Source organism: Bradyrhizobium sp. 134, assembly GCF_023074155.1.
GTDB lineage: Bacteria > Pseudomonadota > Alphaproteobacteria > Rhizobiales > Xanthobacteraceae > Bradyrhizobium.
Genome location: NZ_JADPKX010000045.1, coordinates 295918 through 313292, shown reverse-complemented (window position 1 = coordinate 313292; position 17375 = coordinate 295918). Strand labels below are relative to the sequence as shown.

Below are 17375 nucleotides of genomic sequence, written 5' to 3'. Positions count from 1 at the left end.
CTAGCGTCCGATCGTCACGCCGGCGGTCGAGCGCATGGCATCTTTGAGGCTCGTCGCGTTCTTGTCGTCGAGGACCTCTCGCGTCATCACGGTGGTCTGGCCGGGCGTGTTGAGGATCGTCTCTCCGCGCGAAGAGGAGAGGCGGTCGGCTTTGTAGGGTGACGCCTGATCGGTCGCGGGCGCATGGCGTTTACTGGATGCGGCAAAGGCTCCTTGAGAGACGCAGAGGGCGGCAATCACAACCAGTCGCAATGATTTTGTGGGCATGCGATCTCCCAAATTCAAGGCGTTAGCCTATCATATGGGCTGGTCGTCGTAGGAAATAAAGGGTCAGGCGAGAGCGGCCTGGCGTTCCCGCATTGGTTCGCGGACCCGATCCGGTTTCCCCGGCTCCGCGAGCCGCGTAAAACTGCGCTGGCTCGCATGCGCGGGTGCTTCGACGATCACGCCCTCGCAGACGATTTGTCCGCCGAGCATCCTGAATTCCAGCTTGTCGTAGCGCGGCATTGTCTCGCCAGGCGCGGGCGGCAGCAACCCGACGCTTCCCTGGATGTTCAGCGTGGCATCACCGGCGCCGTGGACGCGCGGATTCCACATCCTGCTCCCGGTCTCCGTCCAACGCTGCCGGATCAGCGCGGCGCGGTCGGCGGGTTCTGCGATCTTTGCACGAATCTTCGGCGCGCTGGTGATCTCCGCAGCGGGAGCCTCGAGGGCTGGCTCCGGCGCAACATCCGTGACGACGCTGGGCGTGCTGGCGACGACTTCCGCCGCGCTGGAGGCAAGCGCGACACGCGTGTCGTCGAGAGTTGAGCAAGTATCCACGTCGACGGCGGAGGAATGCTCGTCGTTGATGGCGAGAGCGGGGGCATCAACCGGGACGAGTTCGACATCGACGGAGGAGGCCTTCTCCACGACAATGGGCTCAACGTCGTCCGCGAGTTCGGGAGATGGATCGCTGTTGATGGTGAGTTCGGGGACGTCGACCGTCTCACGCTCGACATCGATGGTCGCGACCGAAGCTTCCTCCACGACGACCAGCTCGACTTCCGCCGCCGTCTCCCGGGATGAATCGTCGCTGCCGCTAACATCGGCTGGCGCTTCCGACGGGCTCTCCGCGATGACGGGTCTGGCGGTCCCGTCTTCGGCGGCTGAAGCGGCGGCCGCAACGTCGCAGTTTGACGTGTCCGCGCTGATGCTGGTGTCCAGAGCCGGAGCGGCTTCTAAAATCTCGGCAACGAGGGAGGGCGAGGCGTCCGCGGCATCAGCTGCGACGTCGATGCTGCCGCCGTGCGGCGCGGGCCGGAGCCGGTTGAACGCCCATTTCACCGCGGGGATGCGGCGCAGCAACGATATCAGTCTCGAAAGCACTGGGAGTTGTCCAAGAGGTACTCGGCTTGAGGCCATCGCTGATTCGCCAGCAATGTAAAAATCCCCGGCTGTCACACTGATGTCAATGTAGGTGGGACCAATTGCAGAACATCCACGCTTTCAGAGCGCGAAGCTGCGATGTCGCCGGCGTGACTGCAGTCAAGGTGCAGCCTCGCCAATGCGCTTTGTTCGACACCAAGACCCTTTGCGCATGACGTCGACAAGCTTTTGACGGCATGAAGACATCTGAGGAGAGGGGACGATCGCCCCCTCTCCAGATTTCCGATCGATGCCGGCCTACTTCCCGGAGCCCGCGCCGCCGCCGGCCTGGCTGCCCATGTTACTGGTGTTACTGCCACCGGCGCTCGGAGCCTGCTTGCCCTTGCTGTCGGCGGCCTCGTTCTGCATGTTCGACGACGTGCCGGTCGTCATGCCCTTGGTCGCGGGGCCCCGGGACGAGGGCCCGACGTCGCCCTGACCGGATGCGCCTGGGGCGGGTTGTGTCTGTGCGAAGGCGCCGCCGGTCGCCAGCGCCATGATGCACGCGGATGCCAAAATGATCTTCTTCATCTGGTTTCCTCCTGGGTTGACTTGATGACAACTTGCGCGCGGAGCGGACGTTCCTCACAGGGGAGCGTCGCGACGATCATGACCAAGCGCGTTGCGGCGCTTGTTGGGGTTCCCTGTGCGTCTCTGTCGACGGTAGAGTTTGGAACATCCGGCATCTGGTGTAAGGACGAGCATGAAAAGGATAATGACTCTCGGAGCGATTCTGCTCTGGTCCACGATCGCATTCGCGCAGGAGCGCGCCATCACCGTGGCCTCGACGACGTCGACGGAACAGTCGGGGCTGTTTGGCTATCTGCTGCCGCTATTCTCGAAGGCCGCGGGCATCGACGTGAAGGTCGTTGCCGTCGGCACGGGCCAGGCACTCGACATCGGGCGGCGCGGCGATGCAGACGTCGTGTTCGTCCATGACAGGCCAGCCGAGGACAAGTTCATGTCCGAAGGAGAGGGCGTGAAGCGCTTCGATGTCATGTACAACGACTTCGTCATTGTCGGGCCGAAGAGCGATCCCGCGAAGATCGCCGGCGGCAAGGACGTGGCCGAGGCGCTGCGCAAGATCGCGGCCGCGAAGGCGCCGTTCATCTCGCGCGGTGACAAGTCCGGCACGCACGCGGCCGAATTGCGGCTTTGGAAGGAGGCAGGCGTCGATCTCGGTGCCCCCAAGGACGGCTGGTATCGCGAGATCGGCCAGGGCATGGGTCCGGCCCTGAACATGGCGTCGTCGTCGAATGCTTATCTGCTGTCGGATCGCGGCACCTGGTTGTCATTCAAGAACCGCGGCGAGCTCGCCGTCCTGACCGAAGGCGACAAGCGGCTGTTCAACCAGTACGGCGTCATGCTGGTCAATCCGGCCAAGCATGCGAACGCGAAGGCGCAGGACGGGCAAGCCTTCATTGACTGGCTGATCTCTTCGAAAGGGCAGGAGGCCATCGCCGGCTACAAGGTCGGGGGCGAGCAGCTATTTTTCCCCAACGCGTCCCACTAGCAGGAAGGCGACGGTCGACACTGCGACGCTGAGTGCGAGCAGGATCAGCCCGAGTCCGAGCGCCAGCGGCAGGTCGCCCTTGCTGGTCTCCAGAGCGATCGCCGTCGTCATCGTGCGCGTGAAACCGCGGATGTTGCCACCGACGATGAGGATGGCGCCAACCTCCGCAATCGCGCGGCCGAAGGCTGCGAGAAAGGCCGTCAGCAGCGAGGTCCGGCCCAGCGCGAACAGCAAGCCGATGCTGCGTAGTGTTGAGAGCCCATCGATCCGCGCCAGGTCGCCATACTCCGCCCACAGCAGGCTCGCCGGCCGGTGCACCAGTGCGACCACGATCGGTGTGGCGAGCAGCGTCTGCGCGACCACCATGGCCGCCGGCGTGAACAACAGGCCGGCGGCCCCGAGCGGCCCGGACCGCGACAGCAGAAGATAAAGCGCGAGCCCGACCACGACCGGTGGAAGACCAAGCAAGGCATTGGTCAGGACGATGATGACCTGCCGCCCGCGGAACCGGGTGATCGCAAGCAGGACCCCGAACGGCGCCCCGATCAGAAGCGCGAGGATGCTGGCGGTCAGGCTGACGCGCACCGACAGTCCGACGATGCCCAGAAGCTCTGCATCGGCCTCGCCGATCAGCGTGAATGCGGCGCCGATGGATCGCGCAAAGTCGTTCATCCGTGCCCGAGCTTCGGCGCCCGCCACGACGTCTTGGGTGCGTCGATTTCAGGACTGCGGAGGTGTTTCACGTATATTTCCCTGAGGGTATCGTCGGGCAAAGCAGCGGCGCGGTCGCGCTCCGCAGGCAGGTTTGGTAACTCGAATTTGGCCGGAAATCAAAGCCGCGGGTGGCATGGCACGATGCCGCGTTTGGGCTCATCGTTTGATGCTGGCCGATGCAGGGACTGTCGGGGCTCAGATCAACCCACGCAGCACCTCAACAAGCCGGGCACACTCCGCCTCCGTTCCGACAGTGACGCGCAGGAAGTCCTCGATGCGCGGCTTTCCGAAATGACGGACCAGAACGCCACGCTGGCGAAGCGCTGCCGCGAGATCTGCTCCGCTCCGGCTTCGATGGCGCGCGAAGACGAAGTTGGCGAGCGACGGCAACACCTCGAAGCCAAGTTGTCCAAGGTCTCGGGCCAAGGTTTCGCGGCTTGCGATGATACGAGCACGGGTGTCTCTGAACCAGCCCTCGTCCTTGATCGCGGCGACGGCGCCGGCGATCGCGAGGCAATCGACGGGATAGGAGTTGAAACTGTCCTTCACCCGTTCCAGCGCTTCGATCAGCGGTCGTTGGCCGATGGCAAAACCAACCCGTAGGCCAGCCAGTGAGCGCGACTTCGAGAAGGTCTGGATGACCAGCAGATTGTCGTGGCGTGCAACCAGCGGCACGGCGCTCTCGGCGCCGAAATCGACATAGGCCTCGTCCACCACCACCAGCCGGTCCGGCTGTTCGGCCAGCAGGGATGCGATTGCGTCGCGCTGAAGGGCGATACCGGTTGGAGCGTTCGGATTGCAGAGCAGGATGGCGCTCGATGGTCGACTGTAGTTGGAGATATCGATCCTCATCGCAGCATCGAGCGGCACCTTTTCATGCGTTATTCCATAGAGGCTGCAATAGACGGGGTAGAAGCTGTAGGTGACGTCGGGGAACAGAAGCGGCGTGTCGTGCTTCAGAAGGGCCTGGAAGGTGTGGGCCAGAACCTCGTCGGAGCCGTTACCGACGAACACTTGCTCGGGCACCACATCGCAATGGGCCGCGATCGCCTCGCGCAGGCGCGTTGCGCGCGGATCGGGATAAAGGCGCAGCCGCTCCGCGGCCGATGCGATCGCCGCCAGCACGCGCGGCGAGGGCGGGTAGGGATTCTCGTTGGTATTGAGCTTGACGATGCCGTCCTGCTTGGGCTGCTCGCCGGGGACATAGGGCGAAAGCGTGTGGACGACCGGACTCCAGAAACGGCTCATGAGCTCCAATCCGAATTGATCGGGGTACAGTAGGGTATGCGGGACCTCGGCGGAAGTGCGCCTGCATTCAGCATTCCACGCAAATCCGCACGAGGCTTACTGCCGGGGATGTTCCCGCAACCGCGACCCCTATGCTAGGGTCGTTGCACCACCGCCCAGAATGAAAACAAGAACGAAGCCTTGCGCGCCCCAAGGCGCTGAACGGCCGAAAAGAGAGGAACACATGCCGGGTGCAGCCCTTCCCATCGCTCCCTCGATTCCGACCGCACCCGTGACCTCAGCCGTTCTCGACCGCTTGCGGGCCATCGTCGGCGACAAAGGCCTGATCCTGGACGAGCACGACAAGCAGCCCTTCGTGACCGACTGGCGCGGCGAACTGGCGGGGCAGGCCGCGGCGGTCGTGCGTCCGGCCAGCACCGCGGAAGTCTCCGCTGTCGTCAAGCTCTGCTACGACAACGGCATTGCCATCGTTCCGCAAGGTGGCAACACCGGGTTGATGGGCGGCGCCACGCCGTGGCCCATGCACCGCGGCATCGTGCTGTCGCTCGGTCGCATGAACCAGGTGTTGAACGTCGATCCCGTCGGCTACGCCATGACTGTGGAGGCAGGCTGCATCCTCGAGACGCTTCAGGACGCAGCCGCGCGCCACGACCGCCTGTTTCCGCTTAGCCTGGGTGCTCAGGGCTCCTGCATGATCGGAGGTAATCTGTCCACCAATGCCGGCGGCGTGCAGGTGCTGCGTTATGGCAACGCGCGAAATCTGGTGCTGGGTCTCGAGGTCGTGCTGGCTAACGGCGATGTCTGGGATGGCCTGCGCGCACTCAAGAAGGACAACACCGGCTACGACCTCAAGCACCTGTTCATGGGCGCCGAAGGGACGCTCGGCATCATCACCAAGGCGGTGCTGAAACTCTGGCCGGCGCCGAAAGACGTGTGCACAGCATGGCTCGCAATCCGCGATCCCAAGGCTGCCATCGAGCTTCTGTCGGAGGCGCATGCCGCTTCCGATGACAATGTCGGCTCCTGTGAGCTCATCAGCCGTGCGTGCACCGACATGGTGCTGCGCCACATTCCCGGCACTCAGGATCCTCTCAAGGCTGAGACCGAATGGTACCTCCTTCTCGAATGGTCGTCGGCCCGGCCCCGGCAGGACGGTGGCACGGGCATGTCGGACAGGATGGAGCAGTTCCTGGCGGACCAACTCGAGGCGGGCCGGGTGCTGGATGCTGTGATCGCGCAAACCGAAGCGCAGTCGCGCAACACGTGGCGGATTCGCGAGAGCGTGGCCGAGGCATCGCGCACCGAAGGTCCGGGCTTGAGCTACGATGTGTCGGTTGCGGTCTCCAGGATTCCCGAGTTTATCGACAGCGGTCTCGAGGCCGTGCTCGCCATTTTGCCGACGATCCGCCCCTATCCGCTCGGCCACATCGGAGACGGCAATGTGCACTTCTCCTTCATGGGCCCGAAGGGCATGGACCGCGATACGCTCTCCCAGTATTCCGCGGCGATCACACGGGCCGTCAACGACCTCGTCACCTCCATGGGCGGTTCGATCTCGGCGGAACATGGCATCGGCATCGAGAAGCTCGACGAGCTCCAGCACTACCGTTCCCGGACCGAGCTCGACATCATGCGCACGATCAAGCGGGCGCTCGATCCCAAGAACATCATGAATCCGGGCAAGGTGCTTCGTCTCGGTTAAGCCGCTACCGCCTCGAGCCCGGTGCTCCCCGCACACTCGCGCCCTCCGGGGACGGGATGCCGCAGATAGGCCGGGCCAAACAGGCCGGGGCACCAAATCACGCCGTTTGGCGGCCGAAAGGCGGCTTTATTCCCGCCTTGGATGCTTTAAGGAAGGGAGAGGATCAGGTCGCACCCGCCCGGGGGCGGTGCTAGACCCTGGTGCAGGAACAAAGGGGCGGGCCGGTATGGCACGTCCGCAAGGATGAAGGATTTGAGGCAATGATCCAAACCGTTGGCATCATCGGGGCAGGCACCATGGGGAACGGCATCGCGCAGATTTGTGCCGCGGCCGGGCTTTCGGTCGTGATGGTCGATATTTCCGATGCGGCAGTGAACCGCGGGATTTCAACGGTTGGCGGCAGCCTCGAGCGCCTGGTCAAGAAGGAGAAGATGTCGGCGGGCGATCGCGACGCCACGCTCAAGCGCATCACCGGCACCACCGACCGCGCCAAGCTCGTCGATTGCGATCTCGTCATCGAGGCCGCGACCGAGAACGAGGAACTCAAGGTCAAGATCCTGAAGGATCTCTGTGCGACGCTGTCGCCGCGGACACTGCTCGCCACGAACACCTCGTCGATCTCGATCACGAAGCTCGCTGCGGCGACCGACCGGCCCGACCGCTTTATCGGCATGCACTTCTTCAATCCGGTTCCGGTCATGGCGCTGCTGGAGCTCATCCGCGGCCTGCAGACCTCCGACGACACCCATGCCAAGGCGCTGGATTTCGCCAAGCGCGTCGGCAAGGTGGCGATCACGGCGAAGAACAGCCCGGGCTTTGCCGTCAACCGCATCCTTTGCCCGATGATCAACGAGGCGATCTTCGCGCTGCAGGAGGGGATTGCGACGGCGGAAGAGATCGATGCCGGTATGAAGCTCGGTTGCAACCATCCGATCGGGCCGCTGGCGCTCGCCGATCTCGTCGGGCTCGACACCATGTTGTCGGTGATGGAGGTCTTTTACAAAGGCTTCAACGACCCCAAATACCGTCCAGCCCCCTTGCTCAAGGAAATGGTCGACGCCGGCCATCTCGGCCGCAAGACGGGGCAGGGCTTTTACACCTACAGCGCCTGACAACGGCGCGCGGCGGGTGTTGAGTGCTCGCCGCCGGACCCCGCGATTTGCGCTGCGACAAAGACGCCGCGCGCAATCGGCCCGACAATGTCGAACGGGCGGCCTGCGGGAACAACGGAACGGATAACAAGGGACATGTCGGATCGACTGAAGGCCGAGCGCGAGGCTGCGGCCGTGCGGCGGAATTTGCTGACCCAGGATGCAATCGAGCGCACCGGGATCACCGAAGAGATGATCGGGGAACTCGTCACCCGCTTCTACGGGCGCGTGCGCGAGGATGAGCTGTTGGGGCCGGTGTTCGCGGTCGTGCAGAATTGGGACGAGCATCTGGCCAAGCTCCGGGATTTCTGGTCGTCGGTCGTGCTGATGAGCGCCCGTTACCACGGTTCGCCGATGCGGGCGCATATGCCACTGAACCTGATCGGAGATCATTTCGACCGCTGGCTCGATTTGTTCGAACAGACCGCGCGCGAGGTCTGCCCGCCGCAGGCCGCCGCGCTGTTCATCGACAGGGCGCGCCGCATCGCCGACAGCTTTGAGATGGCGTCGGCAACCTTGGCCGGTCGCATCGCTTCGCCGCGTCACCTGCTCCGCTCCTAGAATACAGAATGCCTGCCTGAGAAATGCGCAGGCGGCACTGATGGCGCTACGATCGCGCCGCGCGTCGGCGCATTGCACCAATACCGCTAGCATTTACCTGATCTGCAAAATCATCATGCCGGTCGCGTAGCGTGACGTTGCAATTAAAAAAATACGCGTAAATGCGCGTGTTCGCGTTCAATCATTGCGAGCAAAACCCTGTGATGCACTGCGGGAAAAAATCTTTGCCTTTTTTTCGGCAGAGTTCCAGCGCCTGCTTGTGGACATGTCGAGTGCATCGTTCAACACATCCTCTTCATCCTCCGACAACACAGCGGAATCCGAAGCTGACGCGTGCACGGAGCAAACCCGGCGGGCGCTGTTGATGAGTGCGTTGGCCACCACGGCGTGCCTCGCTTGTTCCACGCAGGTCCACGCGGGCGAGGATGCGCCCGGCTCCGACGAGCGGCCTCAGAAGGGCGATCTGCTCGTGTTCTCCGAAGGCGATCAAGAGGGAAAGCCCGTGACCGCGGCCGATCTGTCGGCCGGCGGCCCGCCGGTGCATGCCTGGCCGAAAGACCCGAAGACGTCGGTCGTGCGCAGCGCCTCGCGCCTCAACGAGATTCTGATCATCCGCCTCGACCCCGCCGAGCTCGACGAGCAGACGAAAGCGCGCGCTGTCGACGGCATCCTCGCCTATTCGGCAATCTGCTCGCATGCCGGCTGTCCTGTCACGGCCTGGGTGAAGAGCGATGTCGGCGACAAGGAAGTGCTCAAATGCATGTGCCACAACTCCGAATACGATCCTCGCGCGGCCGCGCAGGTCGTGTTCGGGCCGGCGCCGCGACGGCTCGCTGCGCTGCCGCTGGCGCTGGCTGACGGCTCGCTCACCGTCGCCGGAAACTTCGTCGGAAAGGTAGGTGGCGCGCAGCCGGGATGATGGACGTGCGGGTTGTGCCCGCGTCACGAGAGGCCGCATCCGCCGGTGGGCGGACGACGGGACGAACGACAAGAATTCAAAACAAGAATTCAAACGGATGAAAAAGGGGAACGTCCATGACCAGGAAGCAGTGGTTACTGTCCGGCTTCGTCGCCTTCACGTGTCTTGCGTCGACCGCCGCCGTATCAGGCCCGGTCGAGAACTACGCGCCGGTCACCGCGCAGCGGTTGGAAAACCCGGAGCCCTCCAACTGGATGCTGTACCGGCGGACCTATGACGGGCAGGGCTACAGCCCGCTAGACCAGATCAACACCTCGAATGTGAAGAACCTCACCCCGGTCTGGACCTTCGCGACCGGCGTCGTCGAAGGCCACGAGGCGCCGCCGATCGTCAACAACGGCGTGATGTTCGTGGCAACCCCGATGGGGCAGGTGATTGCGCTGAACGCCAAGACCGGCGACGAATATTGGCGCTACAAGCGGCAGCTCCCCGACGATCTGTTCCAGCTGCATCCGACCAGCCGCGGCGTCGGCCTCTGGGAGGACAAGCTCTATCTCGCCACCACCGACGACCATGTCGTCGCGCTCGACGCCAAGACCGGCAAGGTGGTGTGGGACACCAAGGTGCAGGACTACAAGAAGGGCCAGTACATGACCCTGATGCCGCTGATCGTCGACGGCAAGGTCATCGTTGGCGGCTCCGGTGGCGAGTTCGGCGTGCGCGGCTATGTCGCCGCCTATGATGCCAAGGACGGCAAGGAGTTGTGGAGGACTTATACGATTCCGGGCGAAGGCGAACCCGGCCACGACACCTGGCAGGGCGAGGACTGGAAGAACGGCGGCGGCTCGGCCTGGATGACCGGCAATTATGACAAGGACACCAAGACGATCTATTGGGGTGTCGGCAACGCCGCGCCGTGGCCCGGCGAGATGCATCCCGGCGACAATCTCTATACCTCCTCGGTACTCGCGCTCGATCCGAACACCGGCAAGATCAAGACTTATCACCAGTACCACCAGAACGATTCCTGGGATTGGGACGAGGTCGAAGCGCCGATGTTGATCGACCTGCAACGTGACGGTCGCAACATCAAGAGCCTGGTCCATCCGGGACGCGATGCGATCTTCTGGATACTCGAGCGCACGCCGACCAAGATCAACTACGTCGCCGGTTGGCCGTTCGTCTCCACTGACGTCTGGAAGGGCATCGACGCCGAGAGCGGCAGGCCGATCGTCGACCCCGCGCACAAGCCGATGGTCGGCAAGCGCGTGGAGTTCTGTCCGTCGCTGTGGGGCGGCAAGGATTGGCCGTCGGCGGCCTACAGCCAGAAGACCGGCCTCGTCTACGTACCCGCCAACGAGAATTTCTGCGGCGGGTTCACCGGCGAGAAGGTTCCGCTCAAGCCCGGCGAGCTCTGGCTCGGCACCAAGCCGGAGGACATCGGGCTGAAGACGAAGCCCGGGGCGGATCATTTCGGCGAGCTCCAGGCCTGGGATCCCGTTACGGGCAAGAAGATGTGGCAACACAACTTCCCGAAATCGCAGCTGTTCGGCTCGGTGACGGCGACCGCGGGCGATCTCGTCTTCGTGGGCGGCACCAACGACCGCAACTTCCGCGCCTTCAACGCGAAGTCCGGCGAGCTGCTGTGGGAGCAGAAGACCAACTCCGGCATCATGGGCATGCCGGTGTCTTATGAGATCGACGGCACGCAATACATCGCAATCCAGTCGGGATGGGGCGTGGATGCGCAGCGCATCCAGGATGCACTCGTGACCAACAATATCGGCATCGAAGCCAACGTGCCGCAAGGCGGCGTGATCTGGGTGTTCGCGCTCAAGAAATAAGCTCCGCTGGCGGATCGAAAGAAGCGGAGTGTCAGGGGGCAAATGCGGCGGACGGCAACGTCCGCCGCATTTTGCGTTGGCGTCTTCCCTTCGCTCCTTGCGGAAGAAGGTGGCGCGAAGCGCCGGATGAGGGGTTCCATCCGCGCATCTCAACGTGCGAGGCTCGCGCAGGCATACCCCTCACCCAGCGTGATCGTGGCAACCGGCGTCGCTGCCCTCTCCTGCAAGGGGAGAGGGCACAACGATGCGGTTCGGCGAAGAAGTAGAGCCGATAATCACGACGTCAAAACGCCAATGCGCAGATCGCTACTTCCCCTCGCGCTCGACCTTGTCCTTTTCCTTCTGGTTCATCTCGCGAACCTTGGGATCTGGATTGTGCTGCCCGGTGGTCTGGGTGGTCGAGGGCGGCGTGGCATTGGCGTTGGGCACAGAGTTCTGGTCCGGCGTACTGGGGCGCGTCGCCGTTGTCGGCGGCGTGGTGTTGCTCTGGGCGTATGCGCCAGTGGCCGTCAAAAGAAAGGCGCTCGACAGCAATGAGACTGCGAGCGCCTTTGAGATATGGGTCATCGATCTGCTCCTGTCAGATCGATGCAAACGGCGCGAGGCCGCCTTGTGTTCCCGCCTTTACGCTTCCAATTGCTTGCCGAGCGGAAGGCTGCGGATGCGCTTTCCGGTCGCAGCGAAGATGGCATTCATCAGCGCTGGCGCGAATGGCGGGACGCCGGGCTCGCCCACGCCGCTCGGCGGCGTGTCGGGTCCGGGCGGCACGATGTAGACGTTGGTCACCGCAGGGGATTCGTCGATCCTGAGGACCTGGAAGTCGTCGAAGTTCTTCTGCTGCACCTTGCCGTCCTTGAAGGTGATCTCGCCGTATTTCGCGAGACTGAGCCCCATGATCGCCGCGCCCTCGATCTGCGAGGCGATGCGCTCGGGGTTGACATAGGTGCCGCAGTCGATGGCGGTGTCCACCCGCGGCACCGTCAGCTTGCCCTTGTCGTCGACGGCCACCTCGACGATGGTCGCGATATAGCTGACGAAGCTGCGGTGCACGGCGATGCCGAGGCCATGGCCCTTAGGCACCTGTCGGCCCCATTCGCCCTTCTCGGCGACCAGCTCGACCACCTTGCGCAGGCGCGCGGTGTCGATCGGATAGCTGTCCAAGGGCTCGCCGTAGTTCCACATGTCCTTCACAGCAGGCTTGACGATGCGCGGGCTGCCGATCAGCGCGAGCAGCGTCTCCTTCTGGTCGCGGCCGGTTGCATGGGCGATCTCACCCACCATCGACTGCACCGCGAAGGCGCGCGGGATGTTCGAGACCGAGCGGAACCAGCCGATGCGGGTGAACGCCGCGGCCTCCGGGTTCTCGCAGGAGATGTTGGCGATCTCGAAGGGCATGTCGACGAGGCCCATGCCGAGCTCGAAGGGCGCCTCATGCTTTGCACCCGCCGCGAACGTCGAGGCGATGCTCGGGGCCACGCTGCGATGGCGCCAGGCGATCACCTTGCCGCTCTTGTCGAGCCCCGCCTCGATCCGTTCCACGGAGACCGTGTGCAGGAAATCGTGGCGGACGTCGTCCTCACGCGTCCACTGCACCTTGACGGGCACGCCGAGCTCCTTCGACAGCAGCGCGGCCTCGAGCGCGAAGTCGCATTTCGACTTGCGGCCGAAACCGCCGCCGAGCAGCGTGACGTTGACCGTGACATTGCCCTCGGGAATGCCGAGCGTCTTCGCGACGTCCTCGCGCGTGCCGCCCGGGCTTTGCACCGGCGCCCAGATCTCCGCTTTGTCACCCTTGACGTCGGCGACCGCCACCGGCGGCTCCATGCTGACATGGGCAAGGTGCGGCAGATAATATTCGCCGACAACGATCTTGTCGGCGCCCTTCAGAGCAGCCTCGGCGTCGCCTTCCTGGCGCACGACAAGGCCCGGCTTGCGCGAGGCCTCCTCGAGCTCCTTGCGGTAGGCGACGGAGTCGTATTTGCCGTTGGCGCCGTCGTCCCAGGTCAGCTTCAGCGCGTCGCGGCCCTTGATCGCCGCGCCGGTGTTGCGCGCGATCACGGCAACGCCGCCGAGCGGCTGGAATTTCGACGGCCACGGCCATCCGCGCACCTGCATCACCTTCTCGACGCCGGGGACCTTCAACGCCGCGTCCGGATCGAACTTGACCAGCTTGCCGCCGGTCACCGGCGGGCGCGCGATCACGGCATACTTCATGCCTGGCAGCCGCACGTCGGCGCCGTAACGCGCCTTGCCGGTGGTGATGTCATGGAGATCGACGATGCCGATCTGGCCCTTGCCGAGATAGCGGAAGTCCTTGGGGTCCTTCAGCTTGAGCCCTTCGATGCTCGGCACCGATTCCTTGGCGGCGTCGGCTGCGAGCTCGCCGAAGCCGAGCTTGCGGCTCGTCGCGCTGTGGACGACCTCGTGATTGACGGCCTTGACCTCGGTTGCCGGCACACCCCAGCGTTTCGCGGCGGCTTGCTCGAGCATGGTGCGTGCGGAGGCACCGATCTGGCGCATCGGCATCAAATAATGCCGCGTGCTGCGCGAGCCGTCGGTGTCCTGGTTGCCGAACTTGACCTCGTCGCCATGGGCCTGTTCCACCTTGACCCGCGACCAGTCGGCTTCCATCTCCTCAGCCACGATCAGCGGCAGGCTGGTGCGCACGCCCGTGCCCATCTCGGCGCGGTGGGCGAGGATGGTGACGGTGCCGTCGGGTGCGACCGCGACGAACACGCGCGGATCGACCACGACGCCGTGCGGCATCTTGCCGGCGCCGGTCTCGTAGGCGAACGCCTGGCGCGACATCACGGGAGCAGCGAGCACAAAGCCGCCGGTGATGCCGAGCCCCTTCAAGATGCTACGGCGCGAGACCTTTTCGACCCTGATGTTCTTCTCGAAGCCACGAAGCTTCCTCGGATTGTCGATGAAATTCATGTCACACTCCCGTCGATGCGAGATGGACCGCATTCTCGATGCGCTGGTAGCAGCCGCAGCGGCAGATGTTGCCGGACATCGCTTCGCGGATCTGGTCGTGCGACGGCTTTGGATTGTCCATTAGCAGCGCAGCCGCCTGCATGATCTGGCCTGCCTGGCAGAAGCCGCATTGGGGGACGTTGACCTGCCGCCAGGCCTTCTGCACCGGGTGATCGCCGTTCGGATGCAGTCCCTCGATCGTCGTGATCTCGCGGCCGGCGACGTCGTTGATCGACGTGATGCAGGCGCGCACAGCTTCCTTGTCGACGATGACGGTGCAGGCGCCGCACAGTGCCTGGCCACAGCCGAATTTGGTGCCGGTCAGCCCGGCCTCGTCGCGCAGGAACCAGAGTAGCGGGAGATCCGGGTCGCCGTCCCAGCTCTGTTCCTGGCCGTTGATCTTCACCTTGATCATGATCGTCCCTCGCTCTTCATAAGCTTGTTGATTTCAGATTTTCCAGATGCCGGTCGGTGCCATGCCCGCTGCGCGGCGTCGCATTCCGGCGGTCATCCCGCGCGGGCAGATCCCGGCAGGACTCAGGAATGCCAATTCATGTCCGGATGTGCTCGATACCTCCCGTCGTGTTCTTGATTATTGAATTTCGCGCGGCATCGTCACGACGCGATCTTAGTGGGATCGCTTCGGTCCGGTCACAGCCAAGTGTTCTCTCGTCAGCTGTTCTCGATGGAAAAGATTGCAACGAAGGTTTGTCAAAAGCAGGGCGCCGCATCACGCCGTGCGCCTCTTGAGATGGGCACAACGAAAAAAAGCTTCGTCCGCCAGAAGACCTGTGCGGACGAAGCAGGATGCCTCAGTCGAGGGAGGGAGAAACGCAGGGGCCGCGGACTTCAAGCAGGAAGCCGGCGGTCCTGCGCAGTCATTCAGAGACCAGGACTGAGGGAGCTGACGGTCCCAAACAAGTGCAGTCGAGAAGCGGCGGCATCGCCGCGATTGTCCCAGGTCGGCTCGTCCGCTCGCTGGGTGTGGTGGAACCAGCGAGCGGGCGGGTGCGGCAAACGTCAGGCGGCCTTTGCTCTGAAGCGGCCTTTACTTAGGCGGCCTTGGCCTTCGCCACGTGGGTCGCGATGGCGTCCATCAGCGCCGGCGACAGGCAGTCATAGGGCTCGAGTCCAAGCTCCTTGAACCGAGCCCGTATTCCGCCCATCTGCTCCGGCTTCACGCCCGATTCGATCACCGACGAAACGAAGGCGGCGAATTGCGGCGCCTGCGAACCCTGTTCCTGGAACAGTTCGGGGTGAATGAAGTCGAGGCCGTAGAACGGGTGACCCTTGTTCTCGATGCGGCCGTACATGTGTGTGCCGCAGGCCTTGCAGGCGTAGCGCTGGATCACCGCCGATGGATCGACGATCTGGAGCTTGTCGCCGTTCTCGAGCACGGTGACGTTCTGGCGGGGCACCACGGCGACGACGGAGAAATTCGCGCCCTGCGGCTTCCAGCACTTGGTGCAGCCACAGGCATGGTTATGCGCGACGTCGCCCTTGACGGCGACCTTGACCTGATGGTCGCTGCATTTGCATGCGAGTGTGCCGCCGGCGAAGCTGCCGCTGCCCTGTTTGATGCCGTTATCGATTGAGGGATGGAGTGCAACAGTCATGGGTCGATCCTCCTTGGGGTGACGCTTTTCGAGTTAGAACACGACGACTGAACGGATCGATTTGCCCTCATGCATCAGGTCGAAGCCTTTGTTGATGTCTTCGAGCTTGAGCGTGTGGGTAATCATCGGGTCGATCTGGATCTTTCCGTTCATGTACCAGTCGACAATCTTCGGCACGTCGGTGCGGCCCCGCGCCCCGCCGAAGGCGGTGCCGCGCCAGTTTCGCCCGGTGACGAGCTGGAACGGGCGGGTCGCGATCTCCTTGCCGGATTCGGCAACGCCGATGATGATCGAGGTGCCCCAGCCGCGATGGCAGGCTTCCAGCGCCTGGCGCATCACTGTGGTGTTTCCGGTGCAGTCGAAGGTGTAGTCGGCGCCTCCATCCGTCAGGGTCACGAGATGCGGGACGATGTCGCCCGTGATCTTCTTGGGATTGACGAAATCGGTCATGCCGAACCGGCGTCCCCATTCCTCCTTGGAGTCGTTGATGTCGACGCCGATGATCTTGTCCGCGCCAGCCATCTTGGCGCCCTGGATCACGTTCAGGCCGATGCCGCCGAGGCCGAACACGACCACGTTGGAGCCCGGTTCGACCTTGGCGGTGTTGACGACGGCACCGACGCCGGTGGTGACGCCGCAGCCGATGTAGCAGCTCTTGTCGAACGGCGCGTCCTCGCGGATCTTGGCGACCGCGATCTCCGGCAGCACGGTGAAGTTCGAGAAGGTCGAACAGCCCATGTAGTGGTAGATCGGCTTGCCCTTGTAGGAGAAGCGGCTTGTGCCATCAGGCATCACGCCCTTGCCCTGCGTCGCGCGGATCGCGGTGCAGAGATTGGTCTTCTGGCTGAGGCAGCTTTTGCATTGCCGGCATTCCGGCGTGTAGAGCGGGATGACATGGTCGCCCGGCTTCACCGAGGTCACGCCAGGGCCGATCTCGCGGATGATGCCCGCGCCCTCATGGCCCAGGATCGACGGGAAGATTCCTTCGCTGTCGAAGCCGTCGAGCGTGTAAGCGTCGGTATGGCAGATGCCCGTCGCTTTGATCTCGACCAGGACTTCGCCGACCTTCGGTCCTTCCAGATCGACTTCGACGATCTCGAGCGGCTTCTTGGCTTCGAAAGCGACGGCGGCACGTGTCTTCATCTTAAGCTCCTCAAATTCCGGCAGGGCGCCAAGAACCAGGTCCTGGTCGGGCTCCGCACGTTCACTTCTTGCCCATGCACGAATCTTCGTTCTTGGTATAGGCGTCGTTCTTGTCGTCGTGCTTGCCAGGTCTGGTGCGGCCCCAGGCCTCGTTGGAGCGGGCGCGCAGATAGACGTAGAGATCGTCCATGTAGCAGGCGACGTTCGGGTTATCGCCGAAGGCCGGCATCACGTTCTCTGCGGCAGTCGAGATGTTCTTGCGGCCGGAGGCGACGACGCCGAGAAAATCGGCATAGCTCATCGTCTTCAGCGAATCCTTCAGCGCCGGGGCGTAGGTCGAGCCCATGCCATCCGGGCCGTGACACACATGGCAGTCCGAGTGATAGCGGCGGTATCCGGAATAGGTATACCAGTCGACGGAGCCGTCGGTGATCTTGTAGGTTGGGTTGCCTTCCTTGTCGGACCATTCGCCGGTTTCGTTCTGCTTGACGGCAGTCGGGTCACCTGAGCCGTCCGCGACGGCAATTCCCCCGGACGCGATCAAGAACATCGCGGCAATGGCAGAGCAGATTTTACGCAAG

17 protein-coding genes are annotated in these 17375 nt (G+C 63.6%); 6 read left to right on the top strand and 11 right to left on the bottom strand.

All coding sequences use genetic code 11. The annotated features are described in order from the left end of the window. The 3 genes from IVA75_RS16450 to IVA75_RS16440 form a co-directional block, all read right to left on the bottom strand. The gene (locus IVA75_RS16450; RefSeq protein WP_247290629.1) at positions 1-267 is read right to left on the bottom strand and encodes a TonB-dependent receptor plug domain-containing protein; all 267 of its coding nucleotides are present in this window, start codon (positions 265-267) and stop codon (positions 1-3) included. Between the two features lie 63 nt (positions 268-330). After that, on the bottom strand, positions 331-1368 hold the full coding sequence (locus tag IVA75_RS16445) for a hypothetical protein (RefSeq protein ID WP_247290627.1): 1038 nt from the start codon (positions 1366-1368) through the stop codon (positions 331-333). A gap of 297 nt (positions 1369-1665) precedes the next feature. Then, complete coding sequence (locus tag IVA75_RS16440) at positions 1666-1938, bottom strand: hypothetical protein (RefSeq protein ID WP_247290624.1); 273 nt, start codon at positions 1936-1938, stop codon at positions 1666-1668. A gap of 172 nt (positions 1939-2110) precedes the next feature. Here IVA75_RS16440 and IVA75_RS16435 point away from each other — a divergent pair, with 172 nt between their 5' ends. Continuing rightward, positions 2111-2920 (top strand): substrate-binding domain-containing protein, encoded by an 810-nt coding sequence (locus tag IVA75_RS16435; RefSeq protein ID WP_247290622.1) that lies wholly within the window; start codon positions 2111-2113, stop codon positions 2918-2920. Here IVA75_RS16435 and IVA75_RS16430 read toward each other — a convergent pair. Together IVA75_RS16430 and hisC are read right to left on the bottom strand one after the other, a co-directional pair. Then, entirely contained in the window at positions 2894-3592 is a 699-nt protein-coding gene (locus IVA75_RS16430) for an ABC transporter permease (RefSeq protein WP_027566524.1), read from the bottom strand. The two genes, IVA75_RS16435 and IVA75_RS16430, sit on opposite strands and share 27 nt — an antisense overlap. A 237-nt stretch (positions 3593-3829) precedes the next feature. Then, on the bottom strand, positions 3830-4882 hold the full coding sequence (gene hisC / locus IVA75_RS16425; RefSeq protein ID WP_247290621.1) for a histidinol-phosphate transaminase: 1053 nt from the start codon (positions 4880-4882) through the stop codon (positions 3830-3832). A 223-nt stretch (positions 4883-5105) separates the two neighbouring features. Between hisC and IVA75_RS16420 the strand changes: the two genes are divergently transcribed. The 5 genes from IVA75_RS16420 to IVA75_RS16400 all read left to right on the top strand — a co-directional run bounded on the left by IVA75_RS16420 (position 5106) and on the right by IVA75_RS16400 (position 11059). Beyond that, positions 5106-6584, top strand: coding sequence for an FAD-binding oxidoreductase (locus tag IVA75_RS16420; protein WP_247290618.1), 1479 nt, complete (start codon positions 5106-5108; stop codon positions 6582-6584). Positions 6585-6784: 200 nt separating this feature from the next. Then, positions 6785-7696: a 3-hydroxybutyryl-CoA dehydrogenase gene (locus IVA75_RS16415; RefSeq protein WP_155809552.1), complete on the top strand. Its 912-nt coding sequence runs from the start codon at positions 6785-6787 to the stop codon at positions 7694-7696. Between the two features lie 135 nt (positions 7697-7831). Next, positions 7832-8296, top strand: coding sequence for a group III truncated hemoglobin (locus tag IVA75_RS16410; protein WP_247290617.1), 465 nt, complete (start codon positions 7832-7834; stop codon positions 8294-8296). A 265-nt stretch (positions 8297-8561) separates the two neighbouring features. Further along, complete coding sequence (locus IVA75_RS16405) at positions 8562-9215, top strand: Rieske 2Fe-2S domain-containing protein (protein WP_247290615.1); 654 nt, start codon at positions 8562-8564, stop codon at positions 9213-9215. Positions 9216-9331: 116 nt separating this feature from the next. Then, on the top strand, positions 9332-11059 hold the full coding sequence (locus IVA75_RS16400) for a methanol/ethanol family PQQ-dependent dehydrogenase (protein ID WP_027566530.1): 1728 nt from the start codon (positions 9332-9334) through the stop codon (positions 11057-11059). 306 nt (positions 11060-11365) lie between these two features. Here IVA75_RS16400 and IVA75_RS16395 read toward each other — a convergent pair whose 3' ends face one another. From IVA75_RS16395 to IVA75_RS16370, 6 genes are all read right to left on the bottom strand, one after another. Then, positions 11366-11626, bottom strand: a complete 261-nt coding sequence (locus IVA75_RS16395; protein ID WP_027566531.1) for a hypothetical protein — start codon at positions 11624-11626, stop codon at positions 11366-11368. A gap of 57 nt (positions 11627-11683) precedes the next feature. Next, entirely contained in the window at positions 11684-13996 is a 2313-nt protein-coding gene (locus tag IVA75_RS16390; protein WP_027566532.1) for a molybdopterin cofactor-binding domain-containing protein, read from the bottom strand. Between the two features lies 1 nt (position 13997). Continuing rightward, positions 13998-14450, bottom strand: coding sequence for a (2Fe-2S)-binding protein (locus IVA75_RS16385; RefSeq protein ID WP_007601363.1), 453 nt, complete (start codon positions 14448-14450; stop codon positions 13998-14000). A 637-nt stretch (positions 14451-15087) separates the two neighbouring features. Continuing rightward, a complete protein-coding gene (gene gfa / locus IVA75_RS16380; protein ID WP_027519384.1) occupies positions 15088-15651 on the bottom strand; it encodes an S-(hydroxymethyl)glutathione synthase in 564 nt (187 codons plus the stop codon). A gap of 33 nt (positions 15652-15684) precedes the next feature. After that, positions 15685-16794, bottom strand: coding sequence for an S-(hydroxymethyl)glutathione dehydrogenase/class III alcohol dehydrogenase (locus IVA75_RS16375; RefSeq protein WP_027566533.1), 1110 nt, complete (start codon positions 16792-16794; stop codon positions 15685-15687). 61 nt (positions 16795-16855) lie between these two features. After that, a complete protein-coding gene (locus IVA75_RS16370) occupies positions 16856-17344 on the bottom strand; it encodes a c-type cytochrome, methanol metabolism-related (RefSeq protein ID WP_027566534.1) in 489 nt (162 codons plus the stop codon). Positions 17345-17375: the final 31 nt, after the last annotated feature.

Bases quoted from the DNA above. Each gene is read 5' to 3' on its own strand.
- IVA75_RS16450 (WP_247290629.1), bottom strand. From the start codon at position 267: ATGCCCACAAAATCATTGCGACTGGTTGTGATTGCCGCCCTCTGCGTC.
- IVA75_RS16440 (WP_247290624.1), bottom strand. From the start codon at position 1,938: ATGAAGAAGATCATTTTGGCATCCGCGTGCATCATGGCGCTGGCGACC.
- IVA75_RS16435 (WP_247290622.1), top strand. From the start codon at position 2,111: ATGAAAAGGATAATGACTCTCGGAGCGATTCTGCTCTGGTCCACGATC.
- IVA75_RS16430 (WP_027566524.1), bottom strand. From the start codon at position 3,592: ATGAACGACTTTGCGCGATCCATCGGCGCCGCATTCACGCTGATCGGC.
- hisC (WP_247290621.1), bottom strand. From the start codon at position 4,882: ATGAGCCGTTTCTGGAGTCCGGTCGTCCACACGCTTTCGCCCTATGTC.
- IVA75_RS16420 (WP_247290618.1), top strand. From the start codon at position 5,106: ATGCCGGGTGCAGCCCTTCCCATCGCTCCCTCGATTCCGACCGCACCC.
- IVA75_RS16410 (WP_247290617.1), top strand. From the start codon at position 7,832: ATGTCGGATCGACTGAAGGCCGAGCGCGAGGCTGCGGCCGTGCGGCGG.
- IVA75_RS16405 (WP_247290615.1), top strand. From the start codon at position 8,562: ATGTCGAGTGCATCGTTCAACACATCCTCTTCATCCTCCGACAACACA.
- IVA75_RS16400 (WP_027566530.1), top strand. From the start codon at position 9,332: ATGACCAGGAAGCAGTGGTTACTGTCCGGCTTCGTCGCCTTCACGTGT.
- IVA75_RS16395 (WP_027566531.1), bottom strand. From the start codon at position 11,626: ATGACCCATATCTCAAAGGCGCTCGCAGTCTCATTGCTGTCGAGCGCC.
- IVA75_RS16390 (WP_027566532.1), bottom strand. From the start codon at position 13,996: ATGAATTTCATCGACAATCCGAGGAAGCTTCGTGGCTTCGAGAAGAAC.
- IVA75_RS16385 (WP_007601363.1), bottom strand. From the start codon at position 14,450: ATGATCAAGGTGAAGATCAACGGCCAGGAACAGAGCTGGGACGGCGAC.
- gfa (WP_027519384.1), bottom strand. From the start codon at position 15,651: ATGACTGTTGCACTCCATCCCTCAATCGATAACGGCATCAAACAGGGC.
- IVA75_RS16375 (WP_027566533.1), bottom strand. From the start codon at position 16,794: ATGAAGACACGTGCCGCCGTCGCTTTCGAAGCCAAGAAGCCGCTCGAG.
- IVA75_RS16370 (WP_027566534.1), bottom strand. From the start codon at position 17,344: ATGTTCTTGATCGCGTCCGGGGGAATTGCCGTCGCGGACGGCTCAGGT.